The sequence below is a fragment of the Streptomyces sp. NPDC037054 genome (genome assembly GCF_055606745.1).
Map to the genome: position 1 here is coordinate 343,727 of NZ_JBVJSJ010000008.1, position 18,436 is coordinate 362,162.

General features: G+C 73.2%; 12 protein-coding genes, 3 tRNA genes and 1 riboswitch. Of the genes, 11 read left to right on the forward strand and 4 right to left on the reverse strand.

The genetic code is table 11. The annotated features are described in order from the left end of the window. Positions 1–22: 22 nt before the first annotated feature. Both ACZ7D7_RS21625 and ACZ7D7_RS21630 read right to left on the reverse strand, forming a co-directional pair. Positions 23–95 (reverse strand) — tRNA-Glu (locus tag ACZ7D7_RS21625). 80 nt (positions 96–175) lie between these two features. Beyond that, positions 176–1,810, reverse strand: coding sequence for a metallophosphoesterase family protein (locus ACZ7D7_RS21630; RefSeq protein WP_470826193.1), 1,635 nt, complete (start codon positions 1,808–1,810; stop codon positions 176–178). 85 nt (positions 1,811–1,895) lie between these two features. Here ACZ7D7_RS21630 and ACZ7D7_RS21635 point away from each other — a divergent pair, with 85 nt between their 5' ends. The 11 genes from ACZ7D7_RS21635 to ACZ7D7_RS21685 all read left to right on the forward strand — a co-directional run bounded on the left by ACZ7D7_RS21635 (position 1,896) and on the right by ACZ7D7_RS21685 (position 15,883). Continuing rightward, positions 1,896–2,246: a metallopeptidase family protein gene (locus tag ACZ7D7_RS21635; protein WP_470826194.1), complete on the forward strand. Its 351-nt coding sequence runs from the start codon at positions 1,896–1,898 to the stop codon at positions 2,244–2,246. A gap of 626 nt (positions 2,247–2,872) precedes the next feature. Beyond that, complete coding sequence (locus ACZ7D7_RS21640) at positions 2,873–3,388, forward strand: hypothetical protein (protein ID WP_470826195.1); 516 nt, start codon at positions 2,873–2,875, stop codon at positions 3,386–3,388. A 236-nt stretch (positions 3,389–3,624) separates the two neighbouring features. After that, on the forward strand, positions 3,625–5,832 hold the full coding sequence (locus ACZ7D7_RS21645) for a DEAD/DEAH box helicase (protein WP_470826196.1): 2,208 nt from the start codon (positions 3,625–3,627) through the stop codon (positions 5,830–5,832). A gap of 261 nt (positions 5,833–6,093) precedes the next feature. Continuing rightward, the gene (locus ACZ7D7_RS21650) at positions 6,094–8,520 is read left to right on the forward strand and encodes a FlgD immunoglobulin-like domain containing protein (RefSeq protein WP_470826198.1); all 2,427 of its coding nucleotides are present in this window, start codon (positions 6,094–6,096) and stop codon (positions 8,518–8,520) included. 140 nt (positions 8,521–8,660) lie between these two features. Then, positions 8,661–10,196: an amino acid permease gene (locus tag ACZ7D7_RS21655; protein ID WP_470826199.1), complete on the forward strand. Its 1,536-nt coding sequence runs from the start codon at positions 8,661–8,663 to the stop codon at positions 10,194–10,196. 143 nt (positions 10,197–10,339) lie between these two features. Beyond that, positions 10,340–10,412 (forward strand) — tRNA-Lys (locus tag ACZ7D7_RS21660). Between the two features lie 63 nt (positions 10,413–10,475). Then, positions 10,476–11,615, forward strand: a complete 1,140-nt coding sequence (locus ACZ7D7_RS21665) for a dihydrofolate reductase family protein (RefSeq protein ID WP_470826200.1) — start codon at positions 10,476–10,478, stop codon at positions 11,613–11,615. Between the two features lie 180 nt (positions 11,616–11,795). Then, a complete protein-coding gene (locus ACZ7D7_RS21670; RefSeq protein WP_470826201.1) occupies positions 11,796–12,995 on the forward strand; it encodes an alginate lyase family protein in 1,200 nt (399 codons plus the stop codon). Between the two features lie 66 nt (positions 12,996–13,061). Continuing rightward, positions 13,062–13,135: transfer RNA gene (locus ACZ7D7_RS21675), tRNA-Met, on the forward strand. 332 nt (positions 13,136–13,467) lie between these two features. Beyond that, positions 13,468–13,625, forward strand: a riboswitch (cyclic di-AMP (ydaO/yuaA leader). 12 nt (positions 13,626–13,637) lie between these two features. After that, the gene (locus ACZ7D7_RS21680; RefSeq protein ID WP_470826202.1) at positions 13,638–14,672 is read left to right on the forward strand and encodes a M23 family metallopeptidase; all 1,035 of its coding nucleotides are present in this window, start codon (positions 13,638–13,640) and stop codon (positions 14,670–14,672) included. Positions 14,673–14,938: 266 nt separating this feature from the next. Continuing rightward, positions 14,939–15,883, forward strand: a complete 945-nt coding sequence (locus ACZ7D7_RS21685; protein ID WP_470826203.1) for an aldo/keto reductase — start codon at positions 14,939–14,941, stop codon at positions 15,881–15,883. Between the two features lie 30 nt (positions 15,884–15,913). On the opposite strand, the gene ACZ7D7_RS21690 is transcribed toward ACZ7D7_RS21685, so the two are convergent. Both ACZ7D7_RS21690 and trmB read right to left on the reverse strand, forming a co-directional pair. Continuing rightward, entirely contained in the window at positions 15,914–17,485 is a 1,572-nt protein-coding gene (locus ACZ7D7_RS21690) for a PrsW family intramembrane metalloprotease (protein WP_470826204.1), read from the reverse strand. Between the two features lie 49 nt (positions 17,486–17,534). Further along, entirely contained in the window at positions 17,535–18,365 is an 831-nt protein-coding gene (gene trmB / locus ACZ7D7_RS21695) for a tRNA (guanosine(46)-N7)-methyltransferase TrmB (protein WP_470826205.1), read from the reverse strand. Positions 18,366–18,436 lie beyond the last annotated feature (71 nt).

The following is an 18,436-nucleotide window of genomic DNA, read 5'->3' on the forward strand; positions in this document are numbered from 1 at the left end:
CAGTGTCGCACACCGTACTGCGTGCCCCCAACGGGATTCGAACCCGTGCTACCGCCTTGAAAGGGCGGCGTCCTAGGCCGCTAGACGATGAGGGCTATCGGCCCGCCTGGGCGCTTCGCAGCGCGTCGGGGACGTGAGAAGCATATGGGATGGCGGGACCTATCGCCAAAACGGTTTACGGGCTCTTCGTCGCGGGGCTCGTGGGCGGGTCCGTCGCCGGGTCCGTTCCCTGGTCTTTCGCCGGGTCTGTCGCCGTGCCGGGGGAGGGCGTGCCGGGCGACGGCGTGGCCCCCGGCTGGTTCTCCTCCGGGAGGTGCCGGCTGACCTCCGCCGTCGACTCGCCGAGGCCGCCGAGCCGGATCTCGTCCCAGGCCTGGAGGCGTCGGGAGTCCCGGTCGAAGTAGAGGATCGAGGCCTGCACCGGGTCCGGGTACTTGCCCTCGACGGCGCGCAGCCCGCTGCCGCCCGTGGAGCCCTCGATGCGCAGCCGGGTGCCGAACTTCATGACCTCCATCTCCTGGTGGTGGATGTGCCCGGCCAGCACCAGCGGCACCTGCCCGTCCACCTCGCGGGCGGCCTCGGGCTCGTGGGCGACGGCGATGTCCGCCGGTTTGCCCGCGGCCCGCAGGTCGCGCAGCGCGGAGGCGAGGCGGGCGCCGGCGATCTCCTGCACGGGGCCGCTGCCGGGCCTGGTCGAGCGGTCGGGCGTGAACTGGGGGTCGCCGATGCCGGCGAAGCGCAGTCCGGCGACGGTCCTGGCGCGGCCGTCGTCGAGGACGTGCACGTTCTTCAGGCCCTTCAGGTACCGCTGGGTGACCATCGAGTCGTGGTTGCCGCGCACCCACACGTAGGGGGCGCCCAGGTCCTCGATCGGGTCGAGGAAGCCGTTCTCGGCGGCCGTGCCGTGGTCCATGGTGTCGCCGGAGTCGACGATCACGTCGACCTGGTACTGCTCCACGAGCGAGGCGATGATCTTCCAGCTGGCCGGGTTGAGGTGGATGTCCGACACATGCAGCACCCGGATCGTGGTGGGGTCGGGCCGGTAGGCGGGGAGCGTGGACGTGACGTCGTAGAGCTTGGTCACGTTCGTCACCAGGCGGGCGAGTTCCCGCTGGTAGACGTCGAACTCGGTGACGATGCTGCGCGCGTCGCCGACCAGGGACGGCGCGGAGGACAGCAGGCCGGAGAACTTCGGCTCCAGGACCGAGTCGGGGTTCCAGGTGGCGTACGCGGATCCGCCCGAGGCGGCCAGCAGGGTGAGGGCGAGGCCGCCGGCGGCGAGGGCGCGGCGCGGGCGGCGGTAGACGGCGAGTCCGAGGGCGGTGGCGCCGGTGACGACGGCGACGCAGGAGCGGACGGCCAGGTCGAGGGTGCCGTGCGCTATGTCACGGGTGACCTCGTCCTGCAGTCCGGAGATGCGCTCGGGGCGGTCGACGAGGGCCTGGGAGCGGACCGGGTCGAGCTGGTCGACGTTGACGTCCAGGCGGACGGGCGCGGTGTGGCTGTCGAGTTGCAGGGCGCCCAGCGGGGACACGTTGATCTTCGTGCCGCCGGTGAGGGAGGGGCGCAGGGTCATCGTCGTGTCCATGGGGCCCACGGGGGTGCGGACGTTGCCGACGACCAGCAGGCCGAGCCAGGCGCCGAGGAGGACGACGGCGAGCATGCCGAGTGCGCGGCCCCACGGGTGGGGCTGGCGGACGAGTTCGATCGTCGCGGGGGCCTGGCGGGCGCGATAGCGGCGGGCGAGGGCGCGCGGGGCCCTGGGGAGTCGGTGCAGAAGGTTCCGGACGGCGACGGGGACGCGGGCCATTGGTCCCGTATGCCCAAGTAGCGCGAGGGATATGCGGGGCGCCCACGGCTCTCGCCCGGGCGTGACGTGGCCGACAATGGGCGGTGTGCTGGAGATGACGCGTGAGGAGTTCGAGGAGCTGGTCGCGGAGGCGCTCGACCGGATTCCGCCGGAGTTGACCCGTTTGATGGACAACGTCGCGGTGTTCGTGGAGGACGAGCCGCCGTCCGACGATCCGGAGCTGCTCGGGCTGTACGAGGGGACTCCGCTGACCGAGCGCGGCGAGTGGTACGCGGGCGTGCTGCCGGACCGCATCACGATCTACCGGGGACCGACGCTGCGGCTGTGCCAGTCGCGGGAGGAGGTCGTCGAGGAGACCGAGGTGACGGTGGTGCACGAGATCGCGCACCACTTCGGCATCGACGACGAGCGGCTGCACGCGCTGGGGTACGGCTGAGGGGGCCGGCGTTTGGTGTCCGATGCCCGGGGCCTGGAGTCCGGGGTTTGGCGTCCGGGGCCTGGAGTCCGGGGTCTGGTGCCCGGGATCAGAGGTTCGGGGCCCCGGTGTCCGGGCCCGGTGTCCGGGGGCGGGATCGACGGGCCCGCGGGCGGGCTGACGGGCCGACAGGCCGCGAACCGGCCGCTTCGCCGGGCTGGCTGGACGGGTGCGGCGAGTTCGGCGGATTGGCCGGACGGGTGCGGCGGATTGGCCGGACGGGTGCGGCGGATTGGCCGGACGGGTCCGCCGAACTGGCGAGGCGGGTTCGGTCGACGGGCAGCCGACGGGCGCGACGGGCGGCCGGCGGGCACGGCGGGCAGTCGACCGGCGCGGCGGGCACGACCGGCACGCGGGCGCTGCGGCGGATGCGGCGGATGCGGTGGTCCGGCGCGCTGCGGAGCGCCCCGTTCAGCCACCCGTCGTCCGCGCCCGCGCCCCGCGCGGCGGCGGAGAGCCGGGGCACGGTCGGCTGTTCGCCTCGCGCGGCGCGTGTCCTCTTGCGGGTGACGGGAGTTGGGCACGTCGACTCCTCACCCGTCCCCCGGAGGTGGCTTCCCGTGCGTCCCTTGTACGTACCCGTCCGTGTGGCCGCAGCGGCCCTCGCCGTCGCCGCTGCCGCCGGCTGCATGAGCGTGGGCGGCGACGCGGACGGGCACGCCAGGCCGTCGCACTCCACCGAGCACGAGGGCGGCGCGGCGCCGGACGGCGGGGCGGCGGTGCCGGGCGGCGGCGTCGGTCACGGGTCGGCGGGCGACGGCGCGGACGGGCGCGGCAAGGACAAGCGCGGCAAGGGCAAGGGCGACGGGAAGGGGAAGCGCCGGCCGGGTGACGAGGCGTCCCCCGGGGAGTCCCCCTCCGTGGGGCCGAGCGGATCCGCGCCCGCGCCCGGCGGTCCGGGCGGGCCCGCGCGGCCCACTCCGCCGCCGGACGAGCCCGCCCCGACGGGGACGGCCGAACCTCAGCCCACGCCGCCGAAGGAGCCGCCGTCGTCACCGGCGCCCGAGCCGACGGTGGCGGAGCCGTCGTCGTCGGCGCACGAGCCGCCGGGGCCGCAGTTGAGCCACCGGGAACCGGCTCCGGAGGCGGGGGTGCCGGCGTAGGAGGCGCACCCGGCGACCGGACGGATCGGCTCCGCGGAAGGGGCCGGTTTGCTTTCAGGGGGTCGGGGTGCGTATGGTGGCAGATCGTTTGATCCTATTTGCCCGGCGCCAACGCAGAGCGCGCCGTGTGGCGCGTACTCTCCTTTGCCGTGGCTGACCGCATCGAGGCGGTCGAATTGCGATTCACGGAGTTGACGGGCGCGTGCCGACGAGACTCCGGAAGGTTTCGCATTCGCATGTCCATCACCAGTACTGATCACGTCGTCATGCCCGAGAACGAGGGCACCGCAGGCGTCGAAGACACCGAGGGGAACACCCCCGAGGCGACCTTCGCCGACCTCGGTCTCCCCGAGGGCATCGTGCGCAAGCTCGCACAGAACGGCGTGACCTCCCCCTTTCCCATCCAGGCCGCGACCATCCCGGACGCCCTGGCCGGCAAGGACATCCTCGGCCGCGGGCGCACCGGCTCCGGCAAGACCCTCTCCTTCGGTCTGCCGACGCTGGCGACGCTGTCCGGCGGCCGCACCGAGAAGCACAAGCCGCGCGCCGTCATCCTGACGCCGACGCGTGAACTGGCCATGCAGGTCGCCGACGCGCTCCAGCCGTACGGCGACGTCCTCGGCCTGAAGATGAAGGTCGTCTGCGGCGGCACCTCGATGGGCAACCAGATCTACGCCCTCGAGCGCGGCGTCGACGTCCTCGTCGCCACCCCGGGCCGCCTGCGCGACATCATCAACCGCGGCGCGTGCTCGCTGGAGAACGTCCAGATCGCCGTCCTCGACGAGGCCGACCAGATGTCCGACCTGGGCTTCCTGCCCGAGGTCACGGAGCTGCTCGACCAGATCCCGGCGGGCGGCCAGCGCATGCTGTTCTCCGCGACGATGGAGAACGAGATCAAGACCCTCGTCGACCGGTACCTGAACGACCCGCAGGTGCACGAGGTCGACGCGGCGCAGGGCGCGGTGACGACCATGTCGCACCACATCCTCATCGTGAAGCCCAAGGACAAGGCGCCGGTCACCGCCGCGATCGCCTCCCGCAAGGGCCGCACGATCATCTTCGTCCGCACCCAGCTGGGCGCCGACCGCGTCGCCGAGCAGCTGCGCGACGCCGGTGTGAAGGCCGACGCGCTGCACGGTGGCATGACGCAGGGCGCCCGCACCCGGACGCTGGCCGACTTCAAGGACGGCTACGTCAACGTCCTCGTCGCCACCGACGTCGCCGCGCGCGGCATCCACGTCGACGGCATCGACCTCGTCCTGAACGTGGACCCGGCCGGCGACCACAAGGACTACCTGCACCGCGCGGGCCGCACCGCGCGCGCCGGCCGCACCGGCACCGTCGTCTCGCTCTCGCTGCCGCACCAGCGGCGGCAGATCTTCCGCCTCATGGAGGACGCCGGCGTCGACGCCGCGCGCCACATCATCCAGGGCGGCGCGGCCTTCGACCCGGAGGTCGCCGAGATCACCGGCGCCCGGTCGATGACCGAGGTGCAGGCCGAGTCGGCGGGCAACGCCGCGCAGCAGGCCGAGCGTGAGGTGTCCCACCTCACCAAGCAGCTGGAGCGTGCGCAGCGGCGCGCGACCGAGCTGCGCGAGGAGGCCGACCGGCTGCTCGCCCGCGCGGCGCGCGAGCGGGGCGAGGACCCGGCCGTGGTGCTGGCGGAGGCGGCCGAGGCCGCCGCTGCCGTCGCCGAGGTCGCGGTGCCCGCGCAGTCCGGCGCGCAGGACGTCGAGCGCGTGGAGCGGGTCGAGCGCGAGGAGCGCCCGGAGGCTTCGGCGCCGTACGAGCGTCGCGAGCGCCGGGACAACGACCGGGGCGACCGCGGCGGCGACCGTGGCGGGTTCCGCCGTGACGACCGCCGTGACGACCGTGGTGGTGAGCGCGGTGGGTTCCGTCGGGACGACCGTCGTGACGACCGTGGTGGCCGTTCCTTCGAGCGTCGTGACGACCGCGGTGGCGACCGTGGCGGTTTCCGCCGTGACGACCGCCGTGACGACCGTGGTGGTGAGCGCGGTGGGTTCCGTCGCGATGACCGTCGTGACGACCGTGGTGGCCGTTCCTTCGAGCGTCGTGACGATCGCGGTGGCGACCGTGGCGGTTTCCGCCGTGACGACCGTGGTGGTGAGCGCGGTGGGTTCCGCCGTGACGACCGTCGTGACGACCGTGGTGGCCGTACCTTCGAGCGTCGTGACGACCGCGGTGGCGAGCGCGGCGGGTTCCGCCGTGACGACCGCGGTGACCGCGGCGGCTTCCGGGGTGGCGAGCGTGGCGGCCACCGTGGCAGCGACCGTCCGTTCAACCGCGACCGCCAGGGCGACCGCCCGGGCTTCCGCACCGGCGGCCACGACCGCCCGTACGGCCGTCGTGACGACCACCGCGGCACCACCGGCTCCTCCTTCGGGCGCCGCGACGACAAGCCGCGCTGGAAGCGCAACGGCTGACACCCGCTGATCCCACCGGCCGGTCGAGGCCGGCCGGGGTTCGCCTGAGAGGGCCCGGACGACGAGCACATCGTCGTCCGGGCCCTCTGCCGTTCCGGTTGACCACCCCTTCTTGACCACCCCTTCTTGATCGCCCCTTCTTGATCGCCCCTTCTTGATCGCCCCTTTTGGCCACCCCTAGGTCATTCGTGAATGTGTTCGAATCTGGCGTGATCTTTGTGCTAGCTTGCGGCGCCTTTTGAGTCGAGCTGGAGGTGTCGCGTGGCCGTACGCCACAGACCAAACCGCACCCGATCTCTCCTCCGCGGCGCGTTCGCCGCGACCGTGGCCCTCGCGGCCACCGGTGGAGCCCTGCCCACCTTCCTCACCGCCGCGCACGCCGAGGCGGCGCCGACCACCCTGACGATCGACGCGCCCGACCGCTACCTGCCGCGCGGCTACAACCTGGAGTCGGCCGGCGCGACCGGTGACCTGGCCCGCGTGGAACTCGACACCGGGGACGGTGTCGCCGGCTACGGCCCGTTCGGCGCCTACCGCTGGAACCCGGTGTCCGGGGACCCGCTGCCCGTCGGCCAGGACCCCGTCAGCTCCGCCGAACGCATCGGCGGCCACGGCTCCGACACCGTCGGCGTGTACACCTCCGCCGACCGGTCGGTGGAACTGAAGGACATGAAGGCCGGCACGTCGGCCCGCTTCACGCTCCCCGAGGGCCACACGTACCACGGCACCTACGGCGACACCGTGCTGAGCGCCACCTGGACCACCGGCGGCTCCCTCGACGCGCTGCACCTGCTGCGCCTGGTCGACGGGCAGCTCACCGACACCCCGGTCACCGGCGACAACGGTGTGAAGCCCGCCTCGACCAGGGTGCTCGGCGCCGGCGACGGCATGCTCGCGATCCTGGTCTCCGGCGACCAGTCGGGCTCCATCGGCCTGCTGGACCGGGCGAGCGGCCGGATCACCGGCGTCCTCAAGGGCTCCTGGGGCAGCACGTACACGCAGGTCGCGGTCTCCGCCACGCACGTCGGCTGGTTCGATCCCGCCTACGGCGACCAGAAGGCGCATCTGCTGCGCCGCGACGCGCTCGCGGGCACGGAGACCACCGTGCCCGTCGCGTCGTCGTACGAGCAGCGGGCGCACATCGCGCTCGTCGGGAACTGGGTGCTCTCGCTGCGGGAGCCGAAGTCCTACGGCAACAGCGACGCGCCGAAGGACCGGGGCGAGCCGCTGCTCGCCGCGCCGATCGGCGGCGGCGACACCCGGACCCTGCTGCCCCACGCCCGCCTCGGCCGGGCCTACGGGCTGAACCCGACGCCCGACGGCGGTGTCCTGGTGGCCGGCGGTTCGTCGGCCGGGGACTGGGCGGTGCGCAAGGTGAGCGTGGGCGCCGGCGGCGACCTCACGGTCGACGCGGTGCGGTCCGTCCCGGCCAAGCCCGGCTCCTACGGAGCGGTGACGCTGGCGGCCGGCGACCTGGCCGTGCAGGAGACGGACACCAACTACCTGCCGTCGCTCTACAAGCGGCACGTCGAGCTGGCCGGTGACAACCCGTCGGCGGGGCCGCGCAGCCTGGTCGCCGAGCCGCCGCGCGGCACCGACGGCAGCGGCGGAGCCGCGGGCACGGGAGCGGTCGCGCTGGGCGACGGGCGGTTCGCCTACCCCAAGGGCTCCGGGGTCGAGGTCCGCTCCGGCGCCGACGACGCGGTGACGGTCGCGGCGCCGGGCGGCGGTCAGATCGTCGACGCCTCCGGCCGCTACGTGGTCTTCGGCCGCGGCTACGTGTCCGGCTTCGGGCAGTACGAGCAGTACGTCCTCGACCTGGCGAAGCCCGGTGCCGACAAGGTGCTGCTGACCCGCCCCGCCTCGGCCGCCGCCGTCTGGGGCAGCACCTTCTGGACGCCCGGCACGACCAAGGGCACCGTCACGGCCACCGACCTGAAGTCGGGCGACACCGAGACGTTTTCCCTCGGCAAGGAGTGCACGCCGACCGACCTCCAGGCGGTGGGCCGCTGGGTGTACTGGACGTGCGACGCGTCCGGCGACCCGGCGGGCTCCGGCGTGTGGGACCGCGCGACGCGGCGCATGCTCGACGTCCCGAAGGGCGGCGAACTCGGCGACGGACACGTCGTCCTGCACGACGAGACGGCCGGCAGGCTCCAACTGCTCGACTTCCACACCGCCGAGGGCGTGCAGACCCGCACCCTCGCCGAACTCACCGGCCACCTGTCGCCGCACCACGTCGCGGTCGACCGCTTCGGCGGCGGCGTGGCCTACCTGCCCGAGCGCGGCAGGCCCGGCGCGATGCGGGCCGTGGCCTCCGGCGTGCCCGCGTCCCCGCTGGCCGCGATCGAGTCCGCCCCGGAGACGTCCCTCGACCTGAAGGCGTCGTCGGACGCCCGCTGGGACGCCTCCTGGCAACTGTCCCGGCCGGCCGCCTCCGGCACCCGCGTCGTGATCAGGGACGCGGCGGGCACGGCGGTCCGCACCCTGGACGCCGTACAGCGGGGCGCCGCCCTCACCGCCGCCTGGGACGGCAGGGCGACCGACGGGAGGTACGCGCACAACGGCACGTACACCTGGGAGCTGACCGCAGCCCCGAAGGACGGCCAGGGCCCGGAACTGCGGCTCACCGGCAAGATCGCGGTGACCGGCAGCGCCCCGGGAGCGCTGGGTGCACTGAGGCACTGAGGCGCGGGGCGCGGAGCGCATGAGGCACATCGCGCGGGCACGCTGAGGCGTGAGCGGTGAACTGAACCGGTGTGGTGGGCAAGCGCTTTGACCCGCCGCACGGCGAATGTCGTGCCCCCGGCGAGGGAATCGCTGGGGGCATGACAGAAGACGGCAAAGCGAGTGGGCTGTCGGACGAAGAGCGGCTCGCCCAGCTCGGTTACACGCAGGTTCTCGCCCGCCGCATGTCGGCGTTCTCCAACTACGCGGTCTCCTTCACCATCATCTCGGTGCTGTCGGGCTGCCTCACCCTCTATTTGTTCGGCATGAACACCGGCGGGCCCGCCGTGATCACCTGGGGCTGGGTCGCCGTCGGCCTGATGACGCTGTTCGTCGGCCTGTCGATGGCCGAGATCTGCTCGGCGTACCCGACGTCGGCCGGCCTGTACTTCTGGGCGCACCGCCTGGCGCCCCGGCGCACGGCCGCCGCCTGGGCGTGGTTCACCGGCTGGTTCAACGTCCTCGGCCAGGTCGCCGTGACCGCCGGCATCGACTTCGGCGCGGCGTCCTTCCTCGGCGCCTACCTCAACCTCCAGTTCGGCTTCGAGGTGACCCCGGGCCGCACGATCCTGCTCTTCGCCGCGATCCTCGTGCTGCACGGCCTGCTCAACACCTTCGGCGTGCGCATCGTCGGCCTGCTCAACAGCATCAGCGTGTGGTGGCACGTGATCGGCGTCGCGGTCATCGTCGGCGCGCTGACCTTCGTACCGGACGAACACCGGTCCGCGTCGTTCGTCTTCGGCGAGTTCGTCAACAACACCGGCTGGGGCAGCGGCCCGTACGTCGTCCTGCTCGGCCTGCTCATGGCGCAGTACACCTTCACCGGCTACGACGCCTCCGCCCACATGACGGAGGAGACCCGCGACGCGTCCACCGCCGGCCCGAAGGGCATCGTCCGCTCCATCTGGACGTCCTGGATCGCCGGCTTCGTCCTGCTCCTCGGCTTCACCTTCGCCATCCAGTCCTACGAGGGCGCCCTCACGTCGCCGACGGGCGCGCCGCCCGCGCAGATCCTCCTCGACGCGCTCGGCGCGACCGCCGGGAAGCTGCTGCTGCTCGTCGTGATCGGGGCGCAGCTGTTCTGCGGAATGGCGTCCGTCACGGCCAACAGCCGCATGATCTACGCCTTCTCGCGCGACGGCGCCCTGCCCTTCTCGCACATCTGGCACACCGTCAGCCCGCGCACCCGCACCCCCGTCGCGGCGGTCTGGCTCGCGGCCCTGGGCGCGCTCGCCCTCGGCCTGCCGTACCTGATCAACGTCACGGCGTACGCGGCGGTGACCTCGATCGCCGTGATCGGCCTCTACATCGCCTACGTCGTCCCGACCTTCCTGCGGGTGCGCAAGGGCGCCGCCTTCGAACGGGGGCCGTGGCACCTGGGCCGCTGGTCCGGCCCGATCGGCGTGGTCGCGGTCGGGTGGGTCGGCGTGATCACGGTCCTGTTCATGCTGCCGCAGGTCTCCCCGGTCACCTGGGAGTCCTTCAACTACGCCCCGGTCGCCGTCCTGGCCGTCCTGGGCTTCGCCGCGACCTGGTGGCTGGCGTCGGCCCGCCACTGGTTCCTCAACCCGGACCACGAACGCACCCGGTCCCGCGAGGCGGCCCGCGCGGGAACACCCGAACCGGTGGATCCGTAAGCCACGTCCGTCCCAAGGCGCCACCCGCACGGCCGCGCCGCCATCGCGGCGCGGCCGGGTCCGCTTCCGCGGCGCGGCCGGGTCGCGATACCCGATCGGACACACGGCCTCGTCCCGCTATGCTCGGGGAGGCAACATCGCCTGGGCCCTTAGCTCAATTGGCAGAGCAGTGGACTTTTAATCCATTGGTTGTGGGTTCGAGTCCCACAGGGCCTACGACAACGCTCCCGGCTCGGCAGGTTCGAGCCGGGGGCTCCGTCGTTGCGGAGAATGGTGGCCATGTCTCTGCCGTACGTCCTGCTGTCCGCCGCCGTCTCCCTCGACGGCTACCTGGACGACACCGGCCCCGAGCGGCTGCTGCTGTCCGGGCCGGCCGACTTCGACCGGGTCGACGAGGTGCGGGCGTCCGTCGACGCGATCCTCGTCGGCGCCGGCACGATCCGCGCCGACAACCCCCGGCTGCTCGTCAACTCGCCCGAGCGCCGAGCCGCCCGCCGTGCCGCCGGGCGGCCCGCATACCCGCTCAAGGTCACCGTCAGCGGGTCGGGCGACCTCGACCCGGCGGCCAACTTCTGGCACACCGGCGGCGACAAGGTCCTCTACTCCACCGACGAGGGCGCCGGCCGGGCCCGGCGGCTCGGCATCGCCGCCGACGTCGTCCCGCTCGGCCCGTCCCTCGACTGGCGCGCGCTGCTGGAGCACCTGCACGACGTGCGCGGCGTCGGGCGGCTCATGGTCGAGGGCGGCGGCACCGTCCACACCCAGCTCCTCCAGCAGGGCCTCGCCGACGAACTCCAGCTCGTCGTCGCCCCGCTGTTCGTCGGCGACCCGGGCGCGCCCCGCATGTTCGGGCCCGGCGGCTACCAGGGCGGCCGGCTGCGGCTCGTGGAGACCCGGCGCCTGGAGGACGTCGTCCTGCTCCGCTACGAGCCCACCGCGCCCGGCACGGGCGCCGTGCCGTCCGCCGCCGACCGGCACCGGCTCGCCCTGGCCTGCGACCTGGCGGCGCTGTGCCCGCCGTCGGCGACCGCGTTCAGCGTCGGGGCCGTGGTGGTCGCCGCCGACGGGACCGAACTCGCGCGCGGGCACTCGCGGGAGGCCGGTGACCCCGTCGTGCACGCCGAGGAGGCCGCCCTCGCCAAGCTCGACCCCGCCGATCCGAGGCTCGCCTCCGCGACGGTCTACAGCAGCCTCGAACCCTGCGCCCGCCGCGCCTCCCGGCCCCGGCCCTGCGCCCGCCTGATCCTCGACGCCGGGGTCCGCCGTGTGGTGACCGCCTGGCGGGAGCCGGACACCTTCGTCACGGGCGCCGACGGCAGCGGCGTGCTGGCGGCGGCGGGCGTCGACGTCGTCGTGCTGCCCGAGTACGAGGAGCGGGCCACGGCGCCCAACCGGCATCTGCTGGACCCGCCCGCCTGACGGCACGCCGTGGCCGACTCCCTTCGGCCCATCAGATCCTGCGCCCCGCATGCCACCGCGTCACGCTGCCAGTGAACCGGCACGCGCGGTGACGCGGAGGGAGTCGTGATGGGGTCAGTGAGGTCGAAGGGGCGAAGGGGGCCGGGGGAGTCCACGAGGCCGGCCGGGCGGGGGCGTTCCGTGAGCCGCGGCGGCGAATCCGTCGGACCGGCGGCGCGGCGGCGTCGTACGGCCGCACTCCTCGCCCTTCCCCTCGCCGCCGCCCTCCTCGCCTCCTGCGGGACCGAGGGGCCGGATGGCCGGGCCATGGCGCGCACCCTGCCCGCCGACGCCGACTTCACGCACCCCGGCGTCCTCGTCGGCAAGGACCAGCTGACCGCCGTACGGGAGAACGTGACCGCGGGCAGGCAGCCGTGGCTGAAGGCCTACCTCGGCATGCGGGACAGCAAGTACGGCTCCTACAAGTACCGTCCCCGGCCCCACGAGACGGTCACCTGCGCCGCCGGCGGGACGCCCGGCCGCGGATGCGCCGAGGAGCGCGCCGACGCCATCGCCGCGTACACGCAGGCCCTGCTGTTCACGGTCACCGGCAAGCGGCAGCACGCCGTCAAGGCCAGGGAGATCATGGACGCCTGGTCCGGCAGGCTGAAGGGGCACGGCATCCAGGACGCCGGGTGGGCCGCCACCACGTGGGCGCGGGCCGCGGAGATCGTGCGGCACACGCCGGGCGCGGGCTGGCCCGCCGAGCGGGTCCGGCGCTTCGAGGACATGCTGCGCAGCGTCCACCTGCCCGCCGTCAGCCGGAACCCCCCGCGGGGCGGCGGCAGTCAGGACCTCGTGATGACCGACGCGCAGCTCTCGATCGCCGTGTTCCTGGAGGACCGCAAGGCCTTCGACCGGGCCCTGACGCGGTTCCGGGCGCGCGTGCCCGCCTACTTCTCCGGGCAGAAGGGCGTGACGCGGGACACCTGCCGCGGCCTCGGGCAGGTCGGCCGTGGCATCGCCGCCACCTCCCACATCGCCGAGACCGCCTGGCACCAGGGCGTCGACCTGTACGACGAGGTCAAGGACCGGCTGACGGCCGCGCTCGCGCTGCACGCACGTCAGCAGCTCGGCGAGCGCGTGGCCGCCGGGCCGTGCGGCGAGCGGGCCGGCGGCGGGGGCAGGAACGGCGGCGCCGGGAGGGCGGGCGGTTCCCTGGGGCCCGGTCTGGAGGTCGCCCTGCACCACCTGGAGGACCGGCTCGGCGGTTCCGTCCCGGCGGCGCACCGGCTCGCGGCCGGGACGGCGCGGTCCGCCGCGACGGACCATCTGTCCGTGGCCTGGGAGAACCTGACCCACGCCGCGAAGCCGGGCGAGAAGCCCGCCGGACAGCCATGATGCGGGCCCGCAAACAAACCGTGGTGCTGAGGGCTCCGCGGATGACGTACACTGGAGTCACAACGACGCGGGGTGGAGCAGCTCGGTAGCTCGCTGGGCTCATAACCCAGAGGTCGCAGGTTCAAATCCTGTCCCCGCTACTGAAGGTCAAGGGCCGGAATCCGAAAGGGTTCCGGCCCTCGGTGTTTCCGCCCGCGGCCTTCGGTGTTTTCCGCCCACGACGCCCACGCTCCGTGACGGACTCGTCCCCCTCCGATAACAACTGACACACCATCAGTTTCCGAGATGTGTTTACGCTGCGTGCGCAAGGTGTGTGCGGGGTGGTCAACTCGCCCGTTTTTCACCGGTCGTGACAGGTACGTCCGCGCGGAAATCGTTAATGATCAAGAGGAACAGCTTGGAATCCGCGCCCCGCGTCTATTAACGTTCGATAACGCAGCGCGGTCGTCCCAGCCGTCACAGAAGGCGGCTCCGTGCTCACGCGCCGAATCCCGCGAGGGAACCGGGGAACCACCACCCTGGGGTGAATCGCGCGTAGGTCCTCGTGGCAGCATGACGGATATACGCGCGTAGGAGACCTTCCTGCTCCGAACCCGTCAGCTAACCCGGTAGGCGGAGAAGGAAGGAAAGGAGTACGCCCACGTGGCGTCCAACCGGCCTGCCCCTGAGGCCCCGTTCGTGCCGAGCCAGCGCACCGCAGACACCTTCGGCTACGGCGAATACCGCAGCGACGAGGGCCCGTTCGAGGAGTGGAACCCCACCGAGGAGTCCATCCGCCCGGTACGCGGCAGGCATCGCGTCGCCAAGCAGCGCGGCGGCGGGCTCGCCCGCAGCTCCACGGTTCTCGGCGTCGGCGTCATAGCCGCCGTCGGCGCGGGCGGCATGGCCACCGCGCAGACCGGCAAGCCGCCGGTGTCGATCTCCATGCCGGACCTCCCCAACGTGGGTTCCCTGATCTCGGACGACGACACCTCCGAGGGCACCGCCAATCCGCTCAGCGGCGTGGGCGTCGCCTCGGCCGCCACCGCCGACCAGAGCACCGCCGACGCCGGCGAGGCGCTGCGGGCCCGGATCATGGCGCAGGCCGAGCAGCAGCAGAGCCAGGCCGAGGACAAGGCCGCCGAGGCCGCCGCCGAAGCCGCCGCGAAGGCCGCTGCCGAGGCGGCCGCCAAGGCGGAGAAGGAGGCCGAGGAGAAGGCCGCCGCCGCCAAGGCGAAGGCCGAGGAGGAGGCCCGCAAGAAGGCCGAGGCCGAGCGGCTCGCCGAACTGGCCCGCCAGTACACGCTGCCGACCTCCTCGTACACCGTCAGCTCCGTCTTCGGGCAGGCCGGCGCGATGTGGTCCTCCGGGTACCACACCGGCGCCGACTTCGCCGCGCCCACCGGCACGCTCCTCAAGGCGGTCCACACGGGCACCATCACCGAGGCGGGCTGGGCCGGCTCCTACGGCTACCGCACCATCCTCACCCTCGAGGACGGCACGGAGATCTGGTACTGCCACCAGTCGTCGATCAGCGTCAGCGTCGGCCAGAAGGTCACCACCGGAGACGTCATCGGCCGCGTCGGCGCCACCGGCAACGTCACCGGGGCCCACCTCCACATGGAGGTCCACCCGGACGGTGCCGACGGCGGCATCGACCCGCTGGCGTGGCTGCGCAGCAAGGGTCTCAACCCCTGACGTGGGATTCCTCCTCACGCACGACTGACGTGGAGTTCCCGCACGACTGACGTGGGGTTCCCCGCACGTATGACGCGGGGTGCCCCCACGCGTCTCTGACGCGGAGCTCCCCGACGCACGTCCCTCCCGACCCCGGCGGTCCTGGCGGCAACCCCCCGACGTCAGGGCTGCCGGTCACGCGTGCCCGCGCGGCGTTCGCGTGGCGTTGCGCGATCTTTGCGGGCGGTGCGGAATGGGCGCCCCCGCAACGGCCGTTGACGTACGGCATGACTACTCTTCGCAAGCTCGGCTCGTCCGACCTCGAAGTCTTCCCCCTCGCCCTCGGCGGCAACGTCTTCGGCTGGACCGCCGACGAGACGGCGTCCTTCGCCGTCCTCGACGCCTACACGGAGGCGGGCGGTAACTTCGTCGACACCGCCGACTCCTACTCGGCGTGGGCCGACGGCAACAGCGGCGGCGAGTCCGAGACCATCATCGGCAAGTGGCTCAAGGCCCGCGGCAACCGCTCCGACGTCGTCGTCGCCACCAAGGTCAGCCAGCACCCCGACTACCAGGGCCTGACCGCCGCCAACATCAAGGCCGCCGCCGACGCCTCCCTGCGCCGCCTCGGCACCGACCACATCGACCTCTACTACACGCACTTCGACAAGCCCGAGGTGCCGGTCGAGGAGATCGTCGGCGCCCTGGACGAGCTGGTGCGGGCCGGGAAGGTCCGGCACATCGCCGCCTCCAACATCACGCCCGAGCGGCTGCGGGCCTCCCTGGAGTTCTCCGACCGCGAGGGCCTCGCCCGCTATGTGGCACTCCAGCCCCACTACAACCTGGTCTCCCGCGACACCTACGAGGGCGGCCTGCGCGACCTCGCCGAGCGGGCCGGCCTCGCCGCCGTGCCGTACTACGCGCTGGCCTCCGGCTTCCTGACCGGCAAGTACCGGCCCGGCACGACCGTGGACAGCCCGCGCGCGGGCGGCGCCGCCAAGCACCTCGAGACCGAGCGCGGGCGCCGGGTGCTCGCCGCCCTCGACGAGGTCGCCGCCGCGCACGACGCGCCGGTCGCCACCGTGGCGCTGGCCTGGCTCGCCGCGCAGCCGACCGTCGCCGCCCCGATCGCCTCCGCCCGCACGGTGGAACAGCTCCCGGACCTGCTGGGGGTGGCGGAGCTGACCCTCACCGACGACGAGGTGACGCGGCTGACACGGGCGTCGGAGTAACGCCCGGCGCCGGTGCGGCCGGTGCGGTCCCTATGACTGGTACGGGTTGTACGCGGGATACGGCGCGGCCTGGCCATACGCGGCCTGGCCATACGCGGCCTGGCCGTACGCGGCCTGGCCGTAGGCCGCCTGTCCAGGCGCGGGGTGTCCGTGCGCGGGGTGTCCGTGCGGGGGCTGTCCGTATGCCGGCTGGCCGTACGCGGGTTGGCCGTATGCCGGTTGGCCGTACGGGGGCTGCCCGTGGCGCGTCTGCCCGTGGCCCGTCTGTCCGTAGGCCGTCTGCCCGTGGGCGGCCTGGCCGTACGGGGTGGGGCCGTGGGGCGGCGGGCCGTGCGTCGGCCAGGGCGTCACGTACGGCGTCGGCGGCAGGTGGACCGGGATCGGCGGCGCCGTGACCCGGGCGGCGTGCTCCAGGGCCGGGCGTGCGGCGTCCCGGCGGGCCCACAGCTCGTTCAGCAGCTCCCGCTCCCGGTTCACGAAGCCCGCGCCGGCCTTGCCCTGCCGCCCGCGGTGCCGCAGGAACGCCAGCGACGTCGCGTACGCCTCGTACTGGGCGACCTCCCGCGCCGCCGCCTTCCCGGCGTGCTTGCGCGCGTACTTCCGCGCGATCCGGCGGGCCCGCATCGAGCCCAGCGCGAACGGCTCCGGCGGCGTCAGCCAGCCCGCGACCGCGTAGGCCGGCAGCTCGGTCCGCACGGTGCGCAGCTCCCGCTGCCGCGTCCAGATCACCAGCCACGTCAGAAGCCCGAACGCGGGCACCATGAACGCGGCGTACACGGCGATGAACCCGAACTGCCCGAACGTGGTGGAGCCGTTCCAGAACGCGTGCATGCCCATCGCGAGCAGCAGCCCGGCCAGCGGCGGCGCCACGCGCCGCGGCATCCGCCGGTCGCCCGACAGCGCGGTCATGCCGAAGCCGATGCCGGTGAGGACCGTGAACAGCGGGTGCGCGAAGGGCGACATGACGATGCGGACGAAGAAGGTCGCCGCGGTGACGGAGGCGAGGCCGCTGTCGCCGGTGAGCTGGTCGGTTCCGAACGCGGTGCCGAGATAGAGGATGTTCTCGGTGAACGCGAAGCCGGTGGCGGTGACCCCGGCTATCACCACGCCGTCGAGGATGCCGGTGAAGTCCCGTCTGCGGAACAGGAAGACGAGGAGGACGGCGGCGGCCTTGGCGCTCTCCTCGACGACCGGCGCTATCACGGTCGCCCCGAGGGTGTCGGCGCCGGACGGGTCAGCGGTCGCCGTCGCTATCCATTGGGTCGCGAAGCTGTTGGCGACGATCGCTATCAGCGCCGCCGCGCAGGCGCCCCAGGCGAACGCGAACACCAGGTTCCGCCAGGGGCCGGGCTCGACCCGGTCGAGCCAGCGGAACGCGGCTATGAGCAGCGGCACCGGCAGGACGGCGAGGCCGAGGCCGACCAGGAAGCCCTCCGTGCCGGTCTGTTCGCGGACCAGGGCGAGGATGACGAGTCCGGATATGGCGAGGAGCGCGCTCAGCGCGCCGTACCGCACCCACCTGCGCTGCCACCAGTGCGCGTGCCGCAGGGTGCCGTCGGTGGGAGCGCTGGGCGGCGCCGGGTACGGGGGACAGGTGGCCACGGCAAGGACCCTAACGAGTCGAGGGCGACGCCCGCCGGACGAGACGGGCTCAGGCGTCGGCGGGGAGTCGGTCTTCGTGCTGTACGCGACGGAAGAGCAGGTCGTTCACGACATGTCCCTTGTCCAGTCCCTGGCCCTCGAAACGGGTCAGCGGCCGGAACTCGGGGCGGGGCGCGAAACCGCCATCGGGCCGGGTGTTCTCGAAGTCGGGGTGCGCGGTGAGCACCTCCAGCATCTGCTCCGCGTACGGCTCCCAGTCGGTGGCGCAGTGCACGATCCCGCCGGGCCTGATGCGGGACGCGGCCAGCGTCAGGAACTCCGGCTGGATCAGGCGCCGCTTGTGGTGCCGCTTCTTCGGCCAGGGGTCGGGGAAGTAGACGCGCAGCCCGGCGAGGGAGCCGGGGGCGAGCATCTCGCGGAGCAGGATGATCGCGTCGCCGTTGCCGACCCGGACGTTGGTCGTGCCGTTCTGGTCGGCGAGGTTGAGCAGGTTGCCCTGGCCGGGGGTGTGGACGTCCACGGCGAGGATGTTGGTGTCCGGGTCGGCGGCGGCCATCCGCGCCGTGGCCTCGCCCATGCCGAAGCCGATCTCCAGGACGACGGGGTTGTCGTTGCCGAACAGCTCGGCGAGGTCGATGACGGCGCGCCCGTCGATGTCCAGGCCCCACTTGGGCCACAGCCGCTGCAGGGCGTCCGCCTGGCCGGCGGTGACGCGGCTGCGGCGCGGCTGGAAGCTCCGGATCCGCCGCTCGAAGTGCGAACCGGCGGGGTCGGCCTTCGGCCCGTCCGGGAACCGGGGCTCGCCCTTGGGCCGGGCACGGCGGGGCGCGGCCTCGGGAGTGGGCCGGGGGGCTTCGGGGCTGTTCACGGAGTCAGACACAGTACGTCGATTTTACGGAAGCCCGGGGGCCACCCCGTCCGCGATCGGACGTGACCCCGGGCACCGCGCGC